Source organism: Prevotella sp. SGI.167 (assembly GCF_050313615.1).
Taxonomy (GTDB): domain Bacteria; phylum Bacteroidota; class Bacteroidia; order Bacteroidales; family Bacteroidaceae; genus Prevotella.
The window spans coordinates 1-23,084 of record NZ_JBNPLT010000003.1 but is presented as its reverse complement, the minus strand read 5'-3'; the positions used below and the strand labels follow the sequence as shown (position 1 = coordinate 23,084).

The window sequence follows — 23,084 nt, the reverse complement described above, 5'->3', positions numbered from 1 at the left end:
CCTCTTTTCGTTTTTTATCTACTATTATAAACTTGTCAAACCAAGCTTCTCCTATCTTACGGCAATCTTCTGTCCCTTAGCCTGAGCACAGGACTGGGTGGATGCCTTTACGATATATACTCCGGATGGAACACGGAGAATCATTCTCTGCTTATCAGGTAACTGATAACTGTGAACCATCTTGCCATCCAATGTAAATACCTCTACCCTACCCAACTTCTCACCATTCAGGGCAGATACAACAATCATGCCCGCAGCAGGTGAATAAACCTTCAACTGATTACTTTCAGCCTCAGCCTCAATCTGCTGGATACCGGTAGTACCACGAGTCTGTGTCAGGAAGTATCTGCCATGCTCGTTCGCCTGAATGCTCACCTCATTGCCATCCTGCAGTTCGGTATACTGTCCGTTGGCAGCATCATAGAGATAAAGCGGAGCATCGAGCTTGGCAACGCCCTTGAAGTCAAGGTTTACCCTTTCGTTCTTCTCCCCATTCTCCATGATGACACCCATTGGCATCCATTCAATCTTAGGAGTAGCATTTACAGCCACAGCCTGAGAACCAGCCACGGTATAAACCTGCGGAATACCACTCAGGTTCTGATCGCACAGAAGATCCACATCCTCCTGCTCATCATAATCATCAGAAGCCTCATTTCTTACGGCAATACGCGCCATCGAACTCTGTCCCTTTGCATTCTGAGCCGAGACATTCACGTCTTTGAGATAATCAGAAGCAATGATGAAGCCTTGCGAGATAAGACGGTCTACATACATCGCAGAAGTAAACTTCACTGCATCAACAGAAGCAGTTCCATCCTTCTTCACAAAGAACGACTGAGTAGGCTGAACGAAGAAGTCTTTATCTGCCAAATTTGTAGCAGAAACACTACTTACATCACCTCCATCAACCACCCATACAGCTTTCTGCAATCCCGTATTTACCTCAAAGAATTTCTTCAGAGAGATAGAACAGGTATATGGATTAGCCACGAGATAGAAACCGCTGTTGTTATCAGTTCCCAAGTTCTGAGTCATCTCTGCGAGATGCTTCTCATCGTTATTGAAAGCTACGAGAAGTTTGCCATGACCATTGTTCTTACCAACAGTTACAGATTTACCACCAGAAGTTGTTGATCCATCATAATCGAAGTACTGATAGCTTGTATCTTCCTTTGGCAAACGGAGGAGCGCATTCTTAGTCTGATTCTTTGGCAAGAGCGCATTACCCGCCTTGATAGCGAAGCCACCGAATGTTCCATCTGCGGCATAGCTCTCGTCCACCTTATTATATACGTGGCTCCAATAGCCGAGATTGAGATTCATATCATCAGTCTTAGCACCTTCAGGATAATGAGATGCAGGATAATCACCCTTAGCTGTGATTTCCTTCACATCACTCTTCATCCAGGCTCTCTGATAAACCGGATACTTGCTTCGGCTATACGCATCTAAAGTACTAGAATATGCCACCTTATCATTATACTTAATACCCGTAAATGCCTTAGTTTCCTGTCGTCCATTACTTGCTGGCACATACATATCACCTGCGTAGATATACTGCAGAGGTGAAGCCATGGTGTACCACTTGTTAGGCTCCAGTTCCTTTTCTACCCAAGCCTTGTCATATATCAGATAGCACTGGTCGCGAAGCTCGCCCTGAGGCTTGAAGTAAATCTGATGGCAGGTATTGCCATAGAACTTCTCACACTTCAGATTACCTGCTTCCAATCCCTTATCAGCATCCGCCTCATTCCAGAACGCCATGATGTCATACTGGATATACTTTGTAGCCTCGTTACCCTTACCATTGGTCAGCTTGGTAGCAATCTTATTGCTTTTACTATAAACGACATTACCGAGGTCAGGGAAAGGCAAACCCTTCAAGTTATCAATAGTAACCTTGGTAAACTTCATTGGCACATAGCTGTTCAGCGTAGGAATCTCTATCTTCGAAGAACTTGCTGCCGCAGATGTTGTACTGCCATAAGTCTGATAATCAGTATACTCATTATCATACAATTCTGTAGATGAAGAGCGATGCCAGTTATCATCATTATTCCAGTTGGCATTCATACCACCATCGGCAGTAGGATACCAGGTAATGAACTCCGGTACAATCTTCAGCTTGAGATAAGACTCGCCCGGGCAGCTTGTTCCACCTGTTGCTACTGCTTTCTGCTCGAAGGCGAATCTAAGCTCGTAGTAGTATCCCTCATGGAAATTCTCTACGGCAGCGTCAGAGAACTTGAGGTCGAGGGTAGACTGCACACCTGGCACGATTTCAGAAAGAGTGCTAGAACTCAATGTTGCAACAGATTTATTCAATAAAGAAGCTTCCCATAGAGGGTCATTGGTTGTAGCAACATAGACATCTGCAGAAGTCTTACCTGCACCAGTCTTACTATCATCAATGAATGTCAAAGTCTTATCTTCGACACCAGTCTTATAGCTTGCGCTATGCAATGGTACCTGGAGATAACCCTGGGAAGTTTTTTCCAATAACTTCTTTATCTGTGGCAATCCGATACGCAATGAAGCTTCGTAGCTGTTATCTTTAAATGGATAATCCACATCATTGAATCCGAAGTTTAGCTGCGGACCATCTTTAGCAATACGCAGAGGCACAGCAATTTTCTCTGTACACATCAGATATTTGACGCTACCAACAGTAAATACCATTTCCCCATCAGCATTTGTTTCAGCCGTGTTTGGGTTCATATAAATTTTATGAGCACCATATCCTATTTTGCTAACAGGTATCTCAATGGTTGTTAATGGTGTTGCATCGACAGGCGTACTGCTGTCATCAATATACCACAAGAATGGCACACCAGTAAGCGTAATCTTCTCGCCAGTATTAGGGTCAATAGTTGTAAGACTTCCCTTTAGCGTAACCTTAGGGTCAGAATCAGTACAATTCACACGATACTCTGTAATGACTTTACCATCTGTATCAGTAATCATTGGTGTCTGCCCAATCATCTCAAATATAGCACTATAGATAGAGCAGACATCAGAAGGTTTACCCCAATTGGCATCTGGTGCATCTGGATTACTATCAGCACATACGGAGACATAATACTTCTTACCCTTTGTGAGTTTGAAAGGATGATTAGCCAGGATGATATAGGTTTCACCATCAGCATCTTTTTCTATCATGTTGACACCATCAATTTCATACTTTGCACAGTTTTCCTCTGAATCAAAGACATCAACAGATGCATAGCTCTTGGTCGTCGTAATTTCTTTAGCTGTAGCTTCACCAGGTCCTTTTAACGAATAGTTGTAAAGACCTTCTCCTGTAACAGGCGAACCATCTTCGTTCACTAAACGGTAATGAATCTTCGTATCCTTATGGTTAAGTATAGCATTCAAAGTTTCGTGAATGGCACGTATCTTCAACTTGATGCTACCTGTACTCGTTTCACCGCAGGCTGGTCGGTCCTGATAGATTTCAACCTTAGCTGGCTTTAAATATATACGGATATCATCAACGGCATAGTCAGCACCTATGGTACCCTTACTATAGTTATCTATTTCGATACGGAAGTCAGAATACTTTTCTACTTGTTCATCTTGCTGAATCGTAATCTTACCATACACCTGATACCATTTTGCCTCTTCAGAACTAAGACGGTTTGTGCTAAATGCACCGGAAGAAAAAGAATGTAACAACTTCTTGTTCTTTATGTTGCCAAACTCATCTTTCTCCAAACCAAATAACCTAAACATAATCTGTGGTTTAACGGTTTGCGTTGTCATATCAGCAATACAGGCACTAAATGCCATCTGCTGACCAGTACAAAGACTTGCAGTAAACTCAGCAGAAGCGATGGTACGGCTTTCATCAGAAGCATCTACATAAAGGAAGGAACCCGACTGAGATTTTCCTGTAAGCGCGTAAGTTCTATCATGCAGTTCTTTCCCCGAATACCACATGTAGCCATCTGTACCAGAGGCAATTCTACCATCACCAGAAATACCATTAACATTGGCCGTCTTATAAATACCATATTCACCATGCTGAGGAGAATGTTTGGTATTATAATATACATTACTGTCGCCATTCTTATTTGCACTTTTATCTATCAAATCCTTATAAACGAAACCATAACTGCGCTTGTTCCATGATGACGGATTCTTACTTTGATTATCATCAGGACTTGTAGGCGCAGACAATGTTTGTTCTGGACTATCATTATCAAAAGAGACAACAGCCATATTGTTATAGTTCTCGTCAAGATAAGATATTTGGCGAGTCACATCATCAGCACCCATTTCTTCGAAAGTCTTTGGATAGAAACGGAAGTATCGTATACTGAAATTGGCTATCGGGCTACTAAAATATCCAGTCTCATCCTTAACATAAGCCACTACGTAAAAGTGATCACCTGGATTAAAGGTTGGTGTGGTAGCAGTACCACCATCCAAATCGGTCCAAGTTACACCATTCAGAAGACTTATGCTCAAATCAAAGAAACGTGGGAAATCAGGAACGTTACCTGCTCCAAGAATACACATCTTGTCTCTGGTACCATTATATGCTCGCCATTCTATCGTGACAGCCTTCTTGATATCAGAAGAAAAGTCTTCTTCCTTAATCTTACGTTCAGCGATAATTGCATTTGTCTCTGCTTCAGTTGAACCGGCAGGATAATATACATGCTTTTTAGTATTGGTAACTGGATAGAAATAATACATTTTAGGATCTACAAAATCCAATCGCAAAGTCATCGTCGAGTTATCATCCTTAAATCCTACCGTAACATTCTTATTATCCTCAAACGTAAGGTCCTTGCTATCATTTACAAGATTTTCCTTGAGAATTTCAGCCATTTGCGTAGACGGAATAATATGGAAAATGTATCTGATGGATAAGGTTGGTTCATGTTCCATATAGGTTCCAGTAGCATCTATTCCATCAATGTAGCGGCTTACGTCACAAGCAATAGTTTCACCCTTCCAATTTGGGTCACTAGGACGAGTATACTTTACACCAACTGTTGACTGTATAGCATGCTGCATCAAATTGAAAGCCATCAATCCCTTATCTACATTATCTGCATCTTTTACAGAATTCAATAGAGAAGAAGATCCCTCTACAGATAAGTTTGCTGATGCATTATCTGTATCATAATTATACCATCTGAAATAACCTAAAGGCTCCAATTGGTCACCAGAGGATTCGAAATTCTGTATAGGCAACATAAGAGACACAGTCTTATGGTCAGTATTATCAACAACATAGGTATACTCCCATGTAGACACCTTCTGGCGCAACTGATTCTTCGAAGCATCAATTACCTCATAATCGTTATCAGCATTGGCGTAACCCTTGTAATGCTTGAAAGGCGCATCTGTGGCACTCTTGATATCATAAACCAACTTACCTTTAATTGTTGGTTCTGTGACAACAAGATAATTTTCAAGCACTGGAGCTCCATCTGAAAAATATATTTCTATACGACTATTCTTAAAATCTGTTTCATTATTAAAGCCAAACGCAATATAAAAATCTGACTCGGGAACAGAAGTCTTATCTTTTGAATAATAGAATAATCCTTTTGAATTATTGTATTTATCCTTCCATTGGAAGCTAGATGAATTCAATCCACCACTAATACCTCCAGCTTCAGACACTTCATTATAAGAAATGGCACTCATCGGCTTGTTCGTTTTCTTATCAATAATACTTACACGATAGTATATTGGCTTAGCAGCTGATACTTCGTAATTACCACTAGCATCCTTCGTATAGAGACTAAAATCCTTTATTTGTGAAGCAATATCGGTAATTACAAGTTGCTTGTTGCCAATTGTTGATTCCTTAAGATAAAGAGGTATTGTCTTTGAGTTATGAGAATACGCAGCATCCAAATCATTAAGGAGCGGAGCTTCCTCTAAGCTGACGTCAAACTTGATGTTGAACGCATCAGGTTCCTTAATCATGACACCATACTTTACATTCGTACCTTCTACCAGTTTAGTATTGGATACGACACAAGATACCTTCAAATCATCCCATGACATTGTGGTAGGAAAAGTGAAGGTAGGATTCAACGCTGCAGACAAAGTACTGGCTGCATTCTCAGAGAACCATGTATAATATATTTCTTTTTCTGTTGTCTTATCTTTACGTAGAGTCAAGCCAGATGCAGTAATGCCAGGTATAGCTTTACCGCTCTTATCTGTAATCATCCATCGCACATAGAGGTCAGTTACTTTACTCAAGTCGGTTACATCAAGAGCCTCGCAAAGTCGCTGCTTATTTTCCTTAGTAAGCAGTTGAACCTTTGCTGTCTTCGAAGTGAATGCCTGGCGGAAGTTGAAAACCTTAGAAGCATCCAATGAAGAATCATCGGTTGCATCAAAAGTCAACTTATCCTTCTCTGATTGAGGCATCAAATTATAAGTAATCTTCGCCTTAAGAGTTGGTTCTTGGAGAAGAGTATTATTACTAACATCTGCAGTTTCATCGGAAAGATAGACGTCTATTTTGTAATCTGAGATTTTTTGACCATCAGGAACAGAAAAGGTATATTTAATATTGTCCTTAGTTATATTGCTCCCATTATTGGTCAAATAAAAGAATGTACCTTTATTAGTCTTACAATCTACATAAGGCCAATTTGTCATTGTGGGAGTATTAATCTCCATACCATTTCGTTTTACTGTATAATTTGCTGCTTCAACAACTTTATTCGTTGTTTTATTTACTAAATTCAAACGAAGATAGAGTTTCTTTGAAGACAAGTCGAAACTATTACCATCTGAAGAAGAAGGTAAAGCTAACAATGATTCTATTGAAGAGGCCAAACCACTGATGTCATAAGATGTACTACCATCTGCCACAAAATCTGTTACAGACATTTTGTTTGTACCTGTATATTCTTTCAGCAAAGGAATATCATTCTGTGACACCAACTTAAAAGTGATTTTCTTTTCTGCAGTTGCTTCAGAAGGTGCGTTAAAAAACGCATCGCTGGAAGACACCAAAAGAACTAGTGTATACTTGGATATATCGTCACCTGCCGTAGCATTAATAGTAAATGAACGATAATCGTCTATATCCCATGCAGGTTTACCTGTTTTAAAATAGGTTGTTTCATTTGTACATGAAGAAAAAATGCCATTTGTATTAGTCCATGAAGATATATCTACAGGCTTGCCAGCTGCATCGTATACAAACCAAGCAGAATAATCATTCATGGTTAAATATTTATTAAAGCCATTAATCGTTACAGAAGCACCGTTAGTCAAGCTCACAGAACTTTGTTCCGTTAATCCCCATATAGCATTTGGCAGCAATGCAAGCATTGCTACCAACATATATCTCATTACACTATTAAAAATCTTAGACTTAAACATAAGCTTCAATGTTTTTTAATATTAGTATTATTGTTTTGTTCCGAAATAGTAACTCTGTCTCGTATATTTACGAGCAGCATAGCTGCTTAAATCCTTGGTGAAAAGTATCTTATATATAAGCTCTTTTCCTGAGGCACCTGGCACAGGGACGGTGACCTTGTAGAGGGCACTCTGCTTATCGGCAGCATCATCATTGAAGATACCTTCGAAATAGCCGGTGGAACTATTCCATGATGGAATAGTTTTAAACACCAACTGGGCATTAGCTGTTTCATCAGCCATACCTTCTTCTTTGATTAACTGCCACTCTACTTTGGTATTATCGATACCAGTTACCTCTGTGTCATCACTTGCCTTTACCACCTTTGGCTGGATATGGAATTCCTCTTCCGGGTAATAACAGGTGTAGGAAAGAGTGGTTCCGTTATCTCTTATGGATGGATAGAGGCCGATGGCTGTGAAGGACTGAACATCAAACTTCAACTTGTAATCATCTAATGAGATTGGGAGAATGTGATGGTCGTTGCGAGCTATCGTTGTCCAATCCTTGAACAAGGCGTAACGCTTGACTCCTGCTGATGTATTCAGATTGATGATGAAATACTTGGAAGTATTGCCCGCTGCGCTTTCATTCACATAGAATGAAACCTCATTCTCTGATGTATAAGCATCAGTACTTGCAGGTATCGTCTTTGCAGAAGGCAACGTATAAGTATAATTCTGCGTAGCTGCCTGCCTTACCAGATTTGGAATGCATACAACTTGATCATTATCTGCATCAGAATGCTTTGGCAACAACATGATATTACCATCTGTATTGACGGTAGTTGAAGGATTTGAGGTTACATCACTCAACGTAATTTCTTTGATTTCCAAAGCAGTAGTACTTGGATTCTTAAATTGAAGAGTAACCTTTGCCAGCATTCTTACTACCCAAAGCTTATTCTTATCAGTTGTCCCATCTTGTTTTACAGTAAGCGTCTGCTCATTACTCATAGGAATACCTGAAGTTGCATTGAAGCCATTGCCATACATCTTATATTTCATGTTCTTAAAATCAACAGCAGAGCCGTTGGTCAACGTACCCAACTGCGTTTTATCAATATTGGCAAAAGAATAGACCTGATAGGTTCCTGGTTTTACATTCTCCAAAGTAACCTCGTCTTCCTTAGCATGCTGAGCATCAACTTTAGTTTTCTCTATAGTCTGCACCACATTACCATCTTGAGTAAGAACAACAAACCAGCTCTTCATATTCTCTGCATCGGAACCTGACTCCCAATCTGGAGTAAGAGAACGGCTATGATGTGCAGCCTGACCTATAGAGCCAGCCGCAGAAGTAGAGAGCTTGAGATGAATGGTATAACCATTTTTGCTTCCTCCATCAGAATTATCAGACATAGAACTGTCGTCTGGCGAGCAAGCCGTAAAGGTGGCAAGCATCGTCAGTACCAACAGCGCCATTATCGTTTTTATCTTATTCATATCTATTACTCATTATTATCCGTCTTATTACATGGAAGTCTCTGTATGGGTATACTTTGCCCACTTCTTGACAGCAATCGTGAGAACCATACCCTTCTTCTCACCCACTACTCCTTCTATCTTGATACGATAGATATTATTGCGGACAATGCCATAATACATAGGATCGTTTATAGAACCTGTACCTGTTGGATCACTATGGCGAATGGTATAGGTATAGTATCTATCTGTACCAGATATACCCGCCTTAGGCTGCTTGTTGGTTGTATCCCAATCAGAAAGCTCATAATACTTGCCTTTAAACACCAGTCCTGTTGCATACTCTTCTGAATTATCAAAAGTAGTATTCTCCATCGCATAATCAAGAACGAAGAAAGAAGAGCTTGTTGGACCTAAAACATTCCTGACAGGAAGGTATTTTGTAGCTGATGGCCAACCTGCATCATTTAACTTACGAACATTATATGTAAGACCACTTGGAGTAGAACCAGTATTCTTACCGGAAGTCCATGGATCTATCACATAGTTTGTAGCAGTCTTGTCGGTTTCTGAAACAGTATTCTCATTTCCCAAATAGGTCAGAGATGTTCCCGCTTTATCCCCCACACGCTTAATGCAAAACTCACCGGAAGTAAGCTTGTTGTAAGGGAGAATAGACTCCAAAACAAAGCCACCCACTATATTGTTTGAAACATCCTTTACATCAAAAGCATAAGTTCCGGTACCAGGATTTGTTGAAGAATCAACATACTTACCATCACCTGGATCAATATCAATACGAGCAGCAAGGCGCTCTATATCAACATTTACTGTAAGCGGATTAGCCTCGGTTCCATCACCAGTAGCATTACCCTCGGTAGTAGCATCCTTCTCTGAAGTCATGATAAAGTTATTCGAAGCAGCATCAAATGCCTGAAGATAAGCATCTCTAAGTTCACTCAATTTCTTGTTCAAGTAGGTATAAGTAATGTCACCGGCATTCGCTACCACCAAAACATGATATGCCTTGGAAACGACGATTGGTAAACATTGCTTTTTCTCGAACGTATATACCTTATCATATCTTGTATCACCTGGCTTCTCTGTTGGTTTCTTAAAGTAGAAAGCCTGCTCTATCTGTGCATCGTCATCGCTTATGCCTTTAGTGCTAGAGTAAAGAAATACACAGACATTGTTCACCTTATATTCGTTTTCAAAAGCCGTTTCTCTACCATCACCGTCTTCACCTCCTTGAGGACCAGCTGCGCGAGACGTGGCTTGGGTATCACCAGCCACAGCTACCTGCACAGTAAAGTAAGCCTCTCCCTTGAAGACGTCGGGCTTGCCGTCATCATCATCGGTGCTGCCAGCGCAGGATGCGAATGCACCGATGACAAGAACTGAAAGCAGAAGCAGATATATTGATTTCAATTTCTTCATAATCCTCTTAGTTGTTAAGTACTTCAAACTGTATTCTCTGACTCCAGCTAAGTGCATTCACGCTGATAGTAATGTAAGCGTATTTCAACTTACCATCTTGAAGGAAGAACTGTAACTTATAGTCATAAGCTCTATCCAAGAACTCTTGTGGAGTATACATATATTCCTCACTGGTGCGAACTCGGCTCAACAGGTCAGGTAAATCTACATCTACCACGGTCTTACCTGTTTCCTTGTTGGCAATAATCAATTTGCCGTCGTCCTTCGCCTTATCGTGATAAATCAGACGGGAGGTCATAAAGTCGGCATGAGCTATCTTGCCCACTCCTTCCAATTCATTACCATTAACATCACCAGCGGTAGAACCTTCGCGGTCTTCTGTATTCCAAACTGCATGTGGAGTATAGATAACTTGATTAGTCTCATCGAGTGAATTGTCACAGAGGATGCGGGAGTTATGGTCTTGAATGATAAAAGTATAATCGTTTACATCCATTGTGGTTGGATCATTGAGTTCACGCAAGGTAACATTAATCTTCTTGGTATCACGTACCAGCGAAACGGTGGTATAGTTAGGACGGGTAGCGGAATACTCTACCAGCGCATCTGTCTTACCATGCCACAGGGTATCGAGTGGCAAGTTGTGGTTATCTATGATATAATAACCATTACGCTGAACCTTATCAAGGTTTACCTCCAATTTATCCATCTTGTCGCCCACAGCAGGTTCTGTACGAACAAACTTTGCACGCTGGGTATTCAACTGCTCGGTATAAGCATTCTGTCCAGCCAAAGCTATGAACTGATACTTGCCTGGTTGAAGATCGGTAATATGCATTTTATAGTCTACATTTTTCAAAGGCAGCGCAGAAAAAGAGTTTGCCTCTTCGAATTTCTTCACAAAATTTCCATTTTCATCATAGACATAAAGGGTTACCGCCCCAACATGATCATTGAACATGTCAGCACGCTGCAAGTTATAGTCATACTTAAACTTGACATAAATCCCTATAGGACAATCGTCGGTGTCGGTATGCCACATATCACAAGAGGCAACCATCAAGAGTGTAGCAACCGCCAGCACTCCCCTTTTCACCAAGCTAAAAATCTGCGCTTTCATATATTTCTTCGTTTTATATATATTGAATCTAATTATTATCAGATGAAGTGTCGGACAGAATCCGAGTATCGCCATCTCTTTGCATCTGGCGATGCGATGCCTTGCTGTTCAACAAGCTTGTTTATCAGATTATTTCAGATGTAGTTCTTTGTTTTATTATTTATGCCCCCACTTGGAAAAGGTGGGTGGGGGCATGATTATTTTACTGAAGGATTGTATTCTGCTTACGAACAGCCCAAGAGAGAGCATTAATCTTGCAAGAGATATAACGCTTCAAGTTATCATCAGGAGTATCGTCATTGTTTACATTAAGTTCACCTGGTGTTGAAGCACCAATTGCTGCTACGCCAGTAACCTCAAGTTTATACCAGTTGTTACGGAGAACACCATAACGACCCAACCAATTCTGCTCACTATTTGAATCAGGATAAGATGCGTTTGTCTTGGTTGAAGGATTCCAAGGAGTCAACTCATCACCAAAGTGCTTAATCAAAATGGTATAGTATGCATAACCATCCTTAAACTCATTAACCTTAATAGTTGGCTTGAATGTTGTTAAGTCGGCTGCAGTGACTTCCTTATCTGTTGTACCATCAGTTAAAGTCATCTTTGTGATAGTCACTTCTCCTGCAGCATCGGCAAATTCAACATCCTTCACATTAATAGTCGCTGATGTAGCAGGATAATAATTAGCTTTTACATTAGTAACACCTATTTCTGCCAAGAATCTATTACCGATTTCAGTCTTGACGTCATTTTTAGAATATACCACACCCTTGTTGTCGTCAATTGTGAAGAAAGTACCTGCAGTGTAACCATCAGGGGTAATCTTCATCTTTACAATTGCACAAGTTGTCTCCTTTACATTCTGGTGAGCTACATTAAATGTGTTCTCATAACAATAAGTGCTTGCGCCACCTGCCAATGTTGGTTCGGCATTTCCATCAGTGAAAGAAAAATCTACATCATAGTTAGCATCTTTGCCCCAATAAGTTCTGTAACCCTCACCAGTAGCAATTGCAAAAATACCTGCAAAACGGTAAGAATTATTGTCATAGTCTACATGGGATGCAGTTGTAAAATCTGTAGCATCAGACTTATAACCATTCCAAGTATTATCATACTGGCGAGTCAAATAAGAAGAGGTATTTACATTAGCCAATCTCCAACCCTCCAAAGAATATGCAAAAGTTTTTGCTGCACCACCGCTACCTACACTAACTGTATTTGTAGAAGTACCTGTAGCATTTCCCAAAGTTACCTTAGCAGCCAAACGCTCAACATAAATATTAGCAGCAGGATGAGAAGTTGCCTCTGACTCTGTTGCATAAATTTTATCTGTAACATCTGTCAATGTTGTAGCTTTCTCAGTACTAAAATCAGCAGAACCTGACTTGCTAATGATAACAGCATTTGACATCATCAGATTATCCTTTGTCAAAGATGTATTTATATTCTCCTTTGACAAGTCCGCAAAGGTACCAGTAAAGTCAGTGCCATGTACCTGTAAAGTATTAGTAGGAGTTACTTTTAATGCATTATTATGGTTCAATACAACAAAAGCATATATTTTATCTGTAGACGATGCAGAAATCACGTTGATTTTCTGAACCTTTGATAAAGTGGTAGAGATTTGAGCACTAGGCGTAATATCCTTCTTCCAGCCACTCAAATTATAAGCAGCCTTGATTTTTGCTGTTGCTTCATCTGCTCCCGCAAAAAGGATAAGAGTGGCATCCTTAACATTGTACTCATCTGCATCACCATGATCAAAATCATCATTTGCTGCACGAGAAGTTGACTGAGGCTGAGTAGGCAAATTCAATGTTACATTTACATACCCCTTACCATCAGCACTAAATTTTTCTGATGTTCCAGCGATATCATCGCTAGAAGAACAAGAACCGAGCATCAGACCTGCCAATACTGCGGAAAACAATAACGATTTTTTCATACTTGATATAATTTGATAATTTATTATTAATTCTATATTTACACAATCAATATTTTGCTTTTTCTAAATTTAGTATATAGCACTTGCTTTTTAGAGGTTTTCCAGATTCTCCTGGGCAGCCTTGACGCCTGCCTTGGCTGCCAAGCCAAAGTAATGGCGAGCCTGCTGGTCATTGCCTTTCAATGCCTCGTATACACCACGGGCATTCTGAGCCGCAGGACTGTTGCCAGCCTTGTCAAGATAGGCCTTGGCACCATCGGCATCACCGGCATTCAAGCGGGTATTGGCTGCATTGAGATTGGCTGTTTCGTTCTCTGGGAACATGCGGACGGCTATCTCCATCACATCATTAAACTCCTTACTGCCAGGCTCATAGGTCTGAGCCACCAGGAACATCTCTTCCTGACTGAGCTGCTGTGGCTTGGTCTTGATAATCTCCTTTGCCTCAGCCACATCGAATGGCTTTACCTTATACGTGATATGGTAGTCGGAATGGCGGAGGGCAGGATACCAGGTATCAAGCATGAAGCGATACTCTGACGGATACAGCTTCTTGATTTTCTGCTCACGGGCATCCGGATCCATCTTCTCATCATTGGCGATTGCCAGAATCTCAGCCTTATGTTCCAGGTTGCTGTCCTTGAGATAGTTGCGGAGACCATCCCAATCCTCTGCCGTAGAAGAAACGGTGAAGAGCTGGGTTGGCAGGGCTACCATACGGCGAACATAATCGGTAAGGGTCTTGGCACGGTTCTTTGCCAGATAGTCATTATGACTGTAAGGACTCTCTGGAGAAGCATAACCATGAATGTTGATTCCGCTCACCTCCAGGTTTTTATCATCTTTCAGGGCATTGATGGTTCTTACGATGCTGTCCAACTGAGCCGGATTGCGACGGTAGTCGGCATGAAGCTCTATCTTGTTGACAGGGAAGTCGATATAAGCTCGTTTATCGAGATGACGAACCTTGATTGCCTCAACGGCAGGACGTACAAAGACAGCCAGCGGCTGACGGCGATGGCGGAGATGGAAATCATTTCCCTCCTCCAGGTTGCCACATCCACAAAGATCTTCATGCATATTGAGATCGTAGTTCTTCATGACTCCCGCCACAGGAATGGAAGCGGTATACTTAAGGGTCTGTGCCTGCTTGTTGTTACGGCGAACCACCATCGCCTTTGGCGAAAGGTTCAGATGTTTGTTCCCTACCCCACGTTCATACATAATCTGCTGGCGTTTTCCGTTGATGACAATCTCAGGCAACTTATATTCCAACTTCTGACTCTTGAAGATAGGAGTATATACCAGCTGGGTATTGGTAGGAAGGTTAAGCGAATCGAGGTTGAGATCCATCGATACCGTCAAAGCGTTATTCTGCTGCGCCACCTGCACATTGCTAACCTGAATCTTGTTGGCAGCCAGCTTTACTTCATGGCAGTTCTGTGCCATAACAGTTGCAGGAGCCATCAATAAGGCAGCATATAATAAATAGGTGGTATTTCTTGAAAGTTTCATGATCATTAATGTTAAAAGGGGTTATAACATATAAATGAGGGAGAGGGCAGCCTTGGTAGGGCCCACATAGTTATCGTGAGAGGATTTTAACTTCTCCCCACAGTTGCCACACTTGAACTTGTCGTACTGGATGTAGTCGTAGCCAATGCCAATGGATGTTTCCAGGTTCCAGTGCTTGGAAAGTGGCCACTGATAACCAGCGGTAACACCACCACCTACGTACCATCCCTCATAGCGATGGTCGCGCAAGTCCTTAAACATACCGAAAGGTAGCTTGACGCCTCCGGCATTAAACTGTCCACCCATAGCATGAGCACCGAGGAACCAGCCATTGAAGTTCTGGCAGAACCAATAGCGGTATTCCGGCATCACAAGCCAGTGGCGGAGGCTGGACTGGTCACCTCCCGACTGCTTCCAAGGATTGAAGCCTACGAATACCTGAGCGGTATGCTTTTTCCCCACGGAAGTTTCAAGTCCGACATTGGGTGTTGTTGTAGCCCAATACAGCAAATTGCTCTTTACTCCAATGTTCTGCGAAAAGCCGTTCATCGAGATCAACATCAGTAGCATGGTAGCTAAAGACATTTTCATTACCATCGTTTTACACATAATTAATAATGGTTTTACTATGTAATTTCGGTTTATATATTTTTGTTAGTATATCTAGTTCCATTTTGAGTATACAAGTGGTTGTAACTCTACTTCATCTGGGTATACTTTTACTTACAATTCATCATTTGCTTTGAAGTTCTTACTTTATCATTTGCTTTGAAGTTCTTACTTTATCATTTGCTTTTTCTAGAACTTTATTAATTAGCTGCTGCAAATATATGAAGAATTTGTGAAAATGGGGGGGGGTAATTTTGTTAATTTATGTGAACAGCAATATTTTATACTAAAAAACCCACAATTTGGCAACATTTTGTACCCTTAGAAGGCGATAATTTTAATATTTATTGTTCTTTTAGGGCGTAAAGCAACTTATATTAACGAAAAGCCCTAGTATCGCATTTGGCGACACTAGGGACTCTATGGAGTTTGAATAAAATGGCAGAGATTAGAAGGTGTACTTCAAACCTACCTGACCACGCCAACGGCTGTAGTAATCGCTATAGCTCTTGTAGGCATAGGCACCGGTGAACTGGTAAACACCACCACCCTGATAGTTGACAGGTGAGAAATAGGTACCGAAACCGTCACCGTAGGTATGACCCCAATCCTTGTTCAGGAGGTTGCCTACATTGAGGATATCGAAGGTCAGCTCGATGGAATTGATCTGACCAGCCACCTTGAAGCTGAACTTCTGACCGAAGTGAACATCGAAATGATGCTCGAAAGCCAGATTGTCAGCATAACGCTCGTAGTATTCTCCACGATGCTTGCTGAGATAAGAATCGTCAGCAATCCACTTCTTCAGCATCTCGCGCTGCATTTCCTCGGTAAGCTTATCACCATGATTGTCGCCAAACATACGGTTAGTGAAGGTATTCTTGTTGTACTTGGTCTCCTCGAAACGCATCTTGTCAATCTGTGCATCGGTTGGGATGTAGAAGAGGTCATTACCCTTAGATCCGTCTTCGTTTACGTCTCCATAATAATAATAGGTATAAGGAGAACCGCTCTTACCCTGGTAGATGACACCGAGAGTGGTCTGCCACTGCTTCTGATGACCGTACTTGATGTGGTAGTAAGCAGAAGCCTGGATGCGATGAGGCACATTGTAGGCAGAGTTGCCCACCTCCAGATCGTTGCAGTCACGATGGGTATACTGGTAGGTCCAGCTACTCTTTGCTACAGAAGAACCACCGTTGGCAGCACTGCGTGAACGGGTCCAGGTATAGCTTGCCATCAGGTCGAGACCGAAGTTAAAATGCTTCTCAGCCTTGAGCGAGAGGTTTACGGTATAACCCTTGGATGTATTTCCGAGGGCATAGACACCGGCGATAGGAGTACCCTTCACCATACTCTGATAGAGCGGACGGTTGTCCCACTCATATCCGTACTTCTGTGAGAAGGTCTGACCACTCTGCTCCTGAGCGAGATTCTTATAGATGATATCGTTCAAAGTCTTGGAGTAGATAGCCTCAGCAGTCCAGTCGATACCCAAAGCCTCGAAGTCGAAACCGAGGTTGAGACGGAGGTTCTGAGCGAACTTGAAGTTCTTGTCGCATACAGCCACATCCTGGTTGCCTGCACTCGCCTTCATCTTGTCAGCATTGGCATTCTGCTTGGTTGGGTCAAGGATGAGTTCCAATCCCTTGGTAGAAGAGTTGTTGCTATCGTAAGAAGAAAGCTGCAGACCTGTACCCGAGTAGTTGTTGCTTACCCAAACGAATGGGATTCTACCGGTAAAGACACCCGCTCCACCACGGAGGATGAACTTACGGTCGTTGTTGATGTCCCAGCGGAAACCTACACGAGGCGAGAGCATTGGCGAGAAGCTAAGCTTATCGTTGGTCTTCAATCCCCACCCCATCTTCTCTGACAAGGCGTTGAACTCCGGATTCTCCACTGGAGTATCGAAGAATACAGGAATATCCAGACGCAGACCGTAGGTCAAGGTGAAGTTGTTGCTTGCATTCCACTTGTCCTGTGCATAGAAACCGAACTGACCAGATGAGAACTCTGAAGCCCAGTTAGGGTCGCCGGTAACATCGGTGTTAGCCTGACCATAACGGTACTGGTTCATGTAAGCCTTGTTAGGGTCCAGCTGTCCAGCCATGTAGTCATCGTAATAAGCCTTGAAGCTGTCGTATCCCTTGAAGGTATAGGAGCCGAACTTATCCGAGATGAACATATTCTTGAAATGGTAGAACTCGTTGTGGGTACCGAAGATGAAGGTATGGTTGCCACGAAGCCAAGTCAGGTTATCCTCTATGGTCCAGATGTCCTGATCCAGGTAGTTAGCCTGGGAGTTTCGCTCAGTACCGATATTGACAGTACCGCTACCAACGCCCGTGATGGAAATCATCGGTAGATGAGCCTTGATGTCACGGCTATCGCGCACTCTTACGAAGCTGACACGTGCCTCATTGCTCACACTTGGAGAGAATCGGCTCTGAAGCTCAGCGATGAACGAGTTGGTATTGCTCTTGAACGGATAGCTGTAGCCGTAGGAGTTCAAGCTGCTGGCACTGCCGCCACCACTCAACTGCTCAGCCTTGACCAGGCTCCAGCGGATGGCAAACTTATTGAACTCGTTGATGTTCCAGTCGAGTTTCAATCCAGCCTTATCGCTCTTGGTGTAGATGTCCTGGTTACTGTAGTAATCGTTGAAGTTGACTCCCTGCTTTTCAGCTATCTTCTGGAGCATGGTCAGAATATCCTTTGCCTGCTCGGTATTCACCTTGGAATTGCCGGAGTCTACACCATAGAGATTAGGATATTCCTTGTTGGTGCGCTCATAGTTGGCGAAGAAGAAGAGCTTGTTCTTGATGATTGGTCCACCGAGGGTGACACCCATGTTATACTGGGTCTGCTTCTGATACTTTGGTGCATAACCCGTTCCATCAAGGTAAGGATACTTGGTACCGATGAGGTCCTGGTTGTAGCCATAGTAGTAAGCCGAACCGTGGAACTGGTTGGTACCGCTCTTGGTAATGGCGTTGATGGCACCTCCGGTGAATCCGCTCTGGCGCACATCGAAAGGAGCCACGGAAACCTGAATCTGCTCAATAGTCTCCATAGATACCGGCTGAGCACCAGCCTGACCACCGTTGTTACCACTGGATGCCAGACCGAAGACGTCATTGTTTGCCGCACCATCAATCATGAAGTTGTTGTATCGGTTGTTGACACCAGCGAACGACATATTGCCGGAATTGGTAACAGTGAGCTGTGGGTTCAATCGAGCCACGTCAGCAATACCGTGAGTAATGCTAGGCATGTTGTTGATCTGCTCTGCCGTCATACTGGTAGCAGCACCTGTACGGGAAGCAGCAAGACCCGCCTTACCGGAAACCACCACTTCCTGGAGCTGGTGGGCATCCTCCTGGAGCGAGCATGAGATATTCTCTGTTTCACCGAGGCTCAGGTTGAGGTTTTTGATCACCTTGTCCTTGTAGCCGATATAGGAGATGTCTACCTTGTAAGGACCACCTGGTCGCATACCCTGGATGGTATATCGTCCATCGATATTAGTAACGGCACGATATACGGTACCGGAAGGTTGGTGAGTAGCAGTAACAGTAGCTCCGATGACGTTCTCGCCATCAGATGTAATCTTACCGCTGATTCCAGAGGTAGTAATCTGTGCCATGGCAGCGTTCACCGTCAGGATGAACAAAGCCAGAAGTAAATGCAATCTTTTCAGCATATTTCTTTAGATTATTTCGTTAATAATTTAGGTTTCACCCCCGCCAACAGGCAAGTTTTTCACCCATTTTATACAATATGGTGCAAATATAACTAAAATATTTGAAATAACAAGAAATTAGCGTGAGAAAAACGTGTTACAAATAAAAAATATCAGTAAGTATGGAGAAAAGGGACAAAAAGAAAGCGCCCTGAAAGAGCAAAAGCATTCTATATACAATGCTTTCCCTTTCAGGGCGCTTATTGATGATTCGTATTCGAAATCTCTATTAGTTGAAGATATAACGGATAGAGAACTGGATAGAATAGGTAGAGTTGAAGCTTGTCAAGTTAGTGTATGTCTTTGACAATACATCCTTACCGTTCTTCTGGAACTGGAATGAACCAGCAGCACCATCCTTACCAGCAGTATACTTCAACAACTTGGTGTTGTTAACAGTCTTGTAGAGACCCCAGCTGTTGTTCAGCAGGTTAGCGAGGTTCTTGATGTCAACACCAAACTGGAGAGTGTTCTTCTGACCAGCTACGTTGAGGTAGAAGTTCTGGTTGAACTTGAAGTCCAACTGATGATGCCAAGGCATTACAGCACCACCACGCTCAGCATACTCACCCTTGTGATTCTTCAGATAATCATCCTGGTTGATGTAAGCCCAGAAGTCATCCTTCTGCTGCTCAGCAGTATATTTACCATTGTCCTTGAAGTTCCACTTATCCAAAGCCTCGCGAGAAGCTGGGATGTAAACCAAACCGTTAGAACCGTAGTCGTTAACTACATTGCCAGTCAACTGGTAAGTGTAACGTGTGCAGCTGTAACCATCAGCATAACCCATGTTCATACCCTCGTAAATCAAACCGACCTCAGAACCGAAGTTCTTGCCGTAGTCCTTCTTGTAAGAAGCAGAGATGAGCAAGCGGTTAGGAGCCACGTAGGTACCATAACCCAACTCCATATCGTTGTTACCGTTTACAGAGTAACGGTTGTTGTAGTATGCAGAAGAAACCTGGTCGCCCACACCATCACCGTAAGACTTAGCCTTAGAGTAGGTGTAAGAAGCAGAGAGGTTCAAACCGAATGCAAACTTCTTAGCCAAAGATGCAGTGATTGAGTAGTAGTATGCCTTATGACCAGCATTTGTGATCATGTAAGGGTTGCTGTATGAGTTGCGTGAATACCACTTACGCTTGTCACCAGGAGCCAGCTCTGTGTATGACTTACCATCCCAGTAGCGGTCGAGGTTGATGACAGTAGCAGGATTGAACTCACGGCTATAGATACCCTCCAAAGAGAAGTCGATATCGTATGGCAACTTGGCATCCAAAGCCAGAGAAGTCTTCCATGTAGCGTTCATCTTCAAGTCCTTGTCGATGATGGTAGGAGTAGAAGGCGCAGCTGCATCCTCACGGTTCACAGCCAAGCCCTGCTGCTGCAATACCTTCAACTGATCCTCACGGCTCTGATAGAACTTATCCATCTTATAGGTAGCACCCTTGTCAGATGGAGTATTATAATAATAGGTGTACTGACCACAACCAGCGTTACCTACTGCAGATACGAGCCATACGAATGGCAGACGACCGATGAAGTAACCTGTACCACCACGGAGAACCAACTTGTGGTTGCCGAGGATATCCCAGTTGAAACCTACACGAGGAGAAACTGTCAATGGAGCATCAGGGAGCTGATCGGTAGAATACTGAGACTCAACGCCAGCATCGTTCTTCCACTTCATGGCAGCGAAAGCCTTGTTATAGTTGTTCTCCAACTCTGGGTAGATAGGCAACTCGAAACGCAAACCAGCTGTCAGGCGGAAACGGTCAGAGAAGTTAACCTGATCCTGAACGTAAGCAGAGAACTGGTTGTACTTCATGGTAGCCAGGAACTGGCCAGAACCGTCCATTGGGAAGGTAACGCCATAGCTTCTAGGAGCCTTGCCGTTCATGAAGTCGTCCATAGACTCGAATACATAGTAACCGGCAGAAGCTGCACCGAAGCCGTTGGTAGCCTTGTTGGTCTCAAACTGGAGACCAGCGGTGAAGTTCTGGATGCCCATAGACCATGTAGCCTCATCAGTAGCAACGAAAGTCTTCACCTGACGGAGGTTACCCTCAGTAAATGGATCAGGACCGAATCCCATATAGTAAGAACCATTCTTCAGGATATCCACTGTTGGGAACATACCACCCACATAAGTACGTGGCTCATCCTGATAAGAGTAAGTAGCACGGAGAACATTGTTTACACCACCCCACTTAGAGTTCCACTCAGCAGCGAAAGAAGTAAAGTTCTTCTCCTGATAGTAGCGTGCACTCTCGAAGTAGAGACCAGCGTTAGCTGTACGACCAGACTGAGACTTACCACCCGTAGCATCCTCACCACCAGGATAGATGACAGAATCCTTGAATGGAGTTGTAGAGCTTGATGGAGCTGAAGAATCCTTGTCGTGACTCTTAGAGAAACGGATGTTCAACTTGTTGTTCTCGTTGATGTTCCAGTCGATACGAGCCAGGAACTTGTATGATGGAGTATCAAGAGAATATCCCTGATAACGACCTGGGTTGTAACCATAGTTCTTGCTGAGGAAGCTGAGCATATTGTCCATGTCGCTCTGCAATGGGCGATGAACAGTACCTGATGATGGAGACCACTCATCAGAAGCATTTACACGAGCTGTACCAGAAGGACCAGCAGAGATATTGTTCTGATATTCACCATTGGCAAAGAAGAACAACTTATCCTTGATGATAGGACCACCGAAACTTGCACCCCATGTAGTAGAATGAGACTGGAGACGGTTCAACTCATAATCACTTACCTTATTACCACGCAAGTGAGAGTTGGTAGTGTACATATAAGCTGTACCCTTGAATTGATTGGTACCGCTCTTGGTTACGGCGCTGATAGCACCACCTGTAAATCCACTCAAACGAACATCGTATGGAGATGAAGATACAGAAATCTGATCCAAAGCATCAAGAGAGATTGGAGATCCGTTGCCAGGGAGGTTACCACCAATACCGAAGGCGTTGTTGAAAGCAGCACCATCGACAGTAACGTAAGACTGACGGTAGTTACCACCACCAACAGAGAATCCGCTACCTACGTTAGCACCCTGAGGAGTCAACTTCAAGAGGTCGTTCATGCTACGTGATACGGTAGGAACAGCCTCAATCTGGTCGGCATTGATACTTGTTGTAGCACCAGCGCGGTCAGTACGCATGTTGTTGTTGCGATCAGCAGTAACAACAACATCCTGCAACATCTCTGCGTTTTCAGAGAGACTTTCGTTCAGAATGGTGTTCTGACCGAGAGAGAGATTAAAATTCTTAACTTCCTTAGTCTTGTAACCTACATAAGAAACTTCCAAGACATAAGGACCACCTGGGCGCATACCCTGAATAGAATAACGACCATCAATGTTGGTCACTGCGCGATAGACTGTACCAGAAGGTTGGTGAACAGCCTTGATTGTTGCACCAATGATGTCCTCACCATTGGCAGTCACTTTACCACTAATGCCAGATGTAGTAATCTGCGCCATAGCGGTTGAAACCATAAAGGCCAGCAAAGCCACTAATAAATGCAATCTTTTCTGCATACCTTTTTTTATAAAATTAATTAATAATACGGGGGAATAGCCCCCAAATATCTATTACGGGTGCAAAATTAAACAAAAAATTCGATATAAGTGTTACATCTACATGAAAAATTGTGTTTTATAACATAAAAAAAATCTGCGTTAAGGAAATAACGCAGATTTTCTTTAAATTATTATTTATAACGGGGGTTTGGTTATAATTTTTCGAGGAGCTCGAGGCGGAGGGCTGCCTCGGGGGACTGACCTTCTATACCAGGCGATGGAATCGCCTGGAACGGGGGCTAGACTCCCTGAGAGGGGACCTAAAGAG

At 42.8% G+C, this 23,084-nt stretch carries 9 protein-coding genes; all 9 read right to left on the bottom strand.

Going from position 1 to position 23,084, the window contains the following annotated elements; translation table 11 throughout:
* Positions 1-51: 51 nt before the first annotated feature.
* Positions 52-6,405, bottom strand: a complete 6,354-nt coding sequence (locus ACQRBJ_RS02385) for a T9SS type A sorting domain-containing protein (RefSeq protein ID WP_445302773.1) — start codon at positions 6,403-6,405, stop codon at positions 52-54.
* Positions 6,406-7,398: 993 nt separating this feature from the next.
* The gene (locus ACQRBJ_RS02380) at positions 7,399-8,856 is read right to left on the bottom strand and encodes a fimbrial protein (RefSeq protein ID WP_445302772.1); all 1,458 of its coding nucleotides are present in this window, start codon (positions 8,854-8,856) and stop codon (positions 7,399-7,401) included.
* A 27-nt stretch (positions 8,857-8,883) separates the two neighbouring features.
* On the bottom strand, positions 8,884-10,275 hold the full coding sequence (locus ACQRBJ_RS02375; protein WP_445302771.1) for a fimbria major subunit: 1,392 nt from the start codon (positions 10,273-10,275) through the stop codon (positions 8,884-8,886).
* Between the two features lie 7 nt (positions 10,276-10,282).
* Positions 10,283-11,395 carry a FimB/Mfa2 family fimbrial subunit gene (locus ACQRBJ_RS02370; RefSeq protein WP_445302770.1) on the bottom strand — a complete coding sequence of 371 codons (1,113 nt, stop codon included), beginning with the start codon at positions 11,393-11,395 and terminating at the stop codon, positions 10,283-10,285.
* 202 nt (positions 11,396-11,597) lie between these two features.
* The gene (locus tag ACQRBJ_RS02365; protein ID WP_445302769.1) at positions 11,598-13,349 is read right to left on the bottom strand and encodes an Mfa1 family fimbria major subunit; all 1,752 of its coding nucleotides are present in this window, start codon (positions 13,347-13,349) and stop codon (positions 11,598-11,600) included.
* Positions 13,350-13,439: 90 nt separating this feature from the next.
* Complete coding sequence (locus ACQRBJ_RS02360; protein WP_445302768.1) at positions 13,440-14,864, bottom strand: DUF3868 domain-containing protein; 1,425 nt, start codon at positions 14,862-14,864, stop codon at positions 13,440-13,442.
* 21 nt (positions 14,865-14,885) lie between these two features.
* The gene (locus ACQRBJ_RS02355; RefSeq protein ID WP_445302834.1) at positions 14,886-15,455 is read right to left on the bottom strand and encodes a DUF3575 domain-containing protein; all 570 of its coding nucleotides are present in this window, start codon (positions 15,453-15,455) and stop codon (positions 14,886-14,888) included.
* Positions 15,456-15,921: 466 nt separating this feature from the next.
* Entirely contained in the window at positions 15,922-19,179 is a 3,258-nt protein-coding gene (locus tag ACQRBJ_RS02350; RefSeq protein ID WP_445302767.1) for a TonB-dependent receptor, read from the bottom strand.
* 268 nt (positions 19,180-19,447) lie between these two features.
* Positions 19,448-22,774 (bottom strand): TonB-dependent receptor, encoded by a 3,327-nt coding sequence (locus ACQRBJ_RS02345; protein ID WP_445302766.1) that lies wholly within the window; start codon positions 22,772-22,774, stop codon positions 19,448-19,450.
* Between the last annotated feature and the right edge of the window lie 310 nt (positions 22,775-23,084).

Coding starts and splice junctions, on each gene's coding strand:
- ACQRBJ_RS02370 (WP_445302770.1), bottom strand. CDS start 11,395: ATGAAAGCGCAGATTTTTAGCTTGGTGAAAAGGGGAGTGCTGGCGGTT.
- ACQRBJ_RS02355 (WP_445302834.1), bottom strand. CDS start 15,455: ATGAAAATGTCTTTAGCTACCATGCTACTGATGTTGATCTCGATGAAC.
- ACQRBJ_RS02380 (WP_445302772.1), bottom strand. CDS start 8,856: ATGAATAAGATAAAAACGATAATGGCGCTGTTGGTACTGACGATGCTT.
- ACQRBJ_RS02345 (WP_445302766.1), bottom strand. CDS start 22,774: ATGCAGAAAAGATTGCATTTATTAGTGGCTTTGCTGGCCTTTATGGTT.
- ACQRBJ_RS02360 (WP_445302768.1), bottom strand. CDS start 14,864: ATGAAACTTTCAAGAAATACCACCTATTTATTATATGCTGCCTTATTG.
- ACQRBJ_RS02385 (WP_445302773.1), bottom strand. CDS start 6,405: ATGCCTCAATCAGAGAAGGATAAGTTGACTTTTGATGCAACCGATGAT.
- ACQRBJ_RS02350 (WP_445302767.1), bottom strand. CDS start 19,179: ATGCTGAAAAGATTGCATTTACTTCTGGCTTTGTTCATCCTGACGGTG.
- ACQRBJ_RS02365 (WP_445302769.1), bottom strand. CDS start 13,349: ATGAAAAAATCGTTATTGTTTTCCGCAGTATTGGCAGGTCTGATGCTC.
- ACQRBJ_RS02375 (WP_445302771.1), bottom strand. CDS start 10,275: ATGAAGAAATTGAAATCAATATATCTGCTTCTGCTTTCAGTTCTTGTC.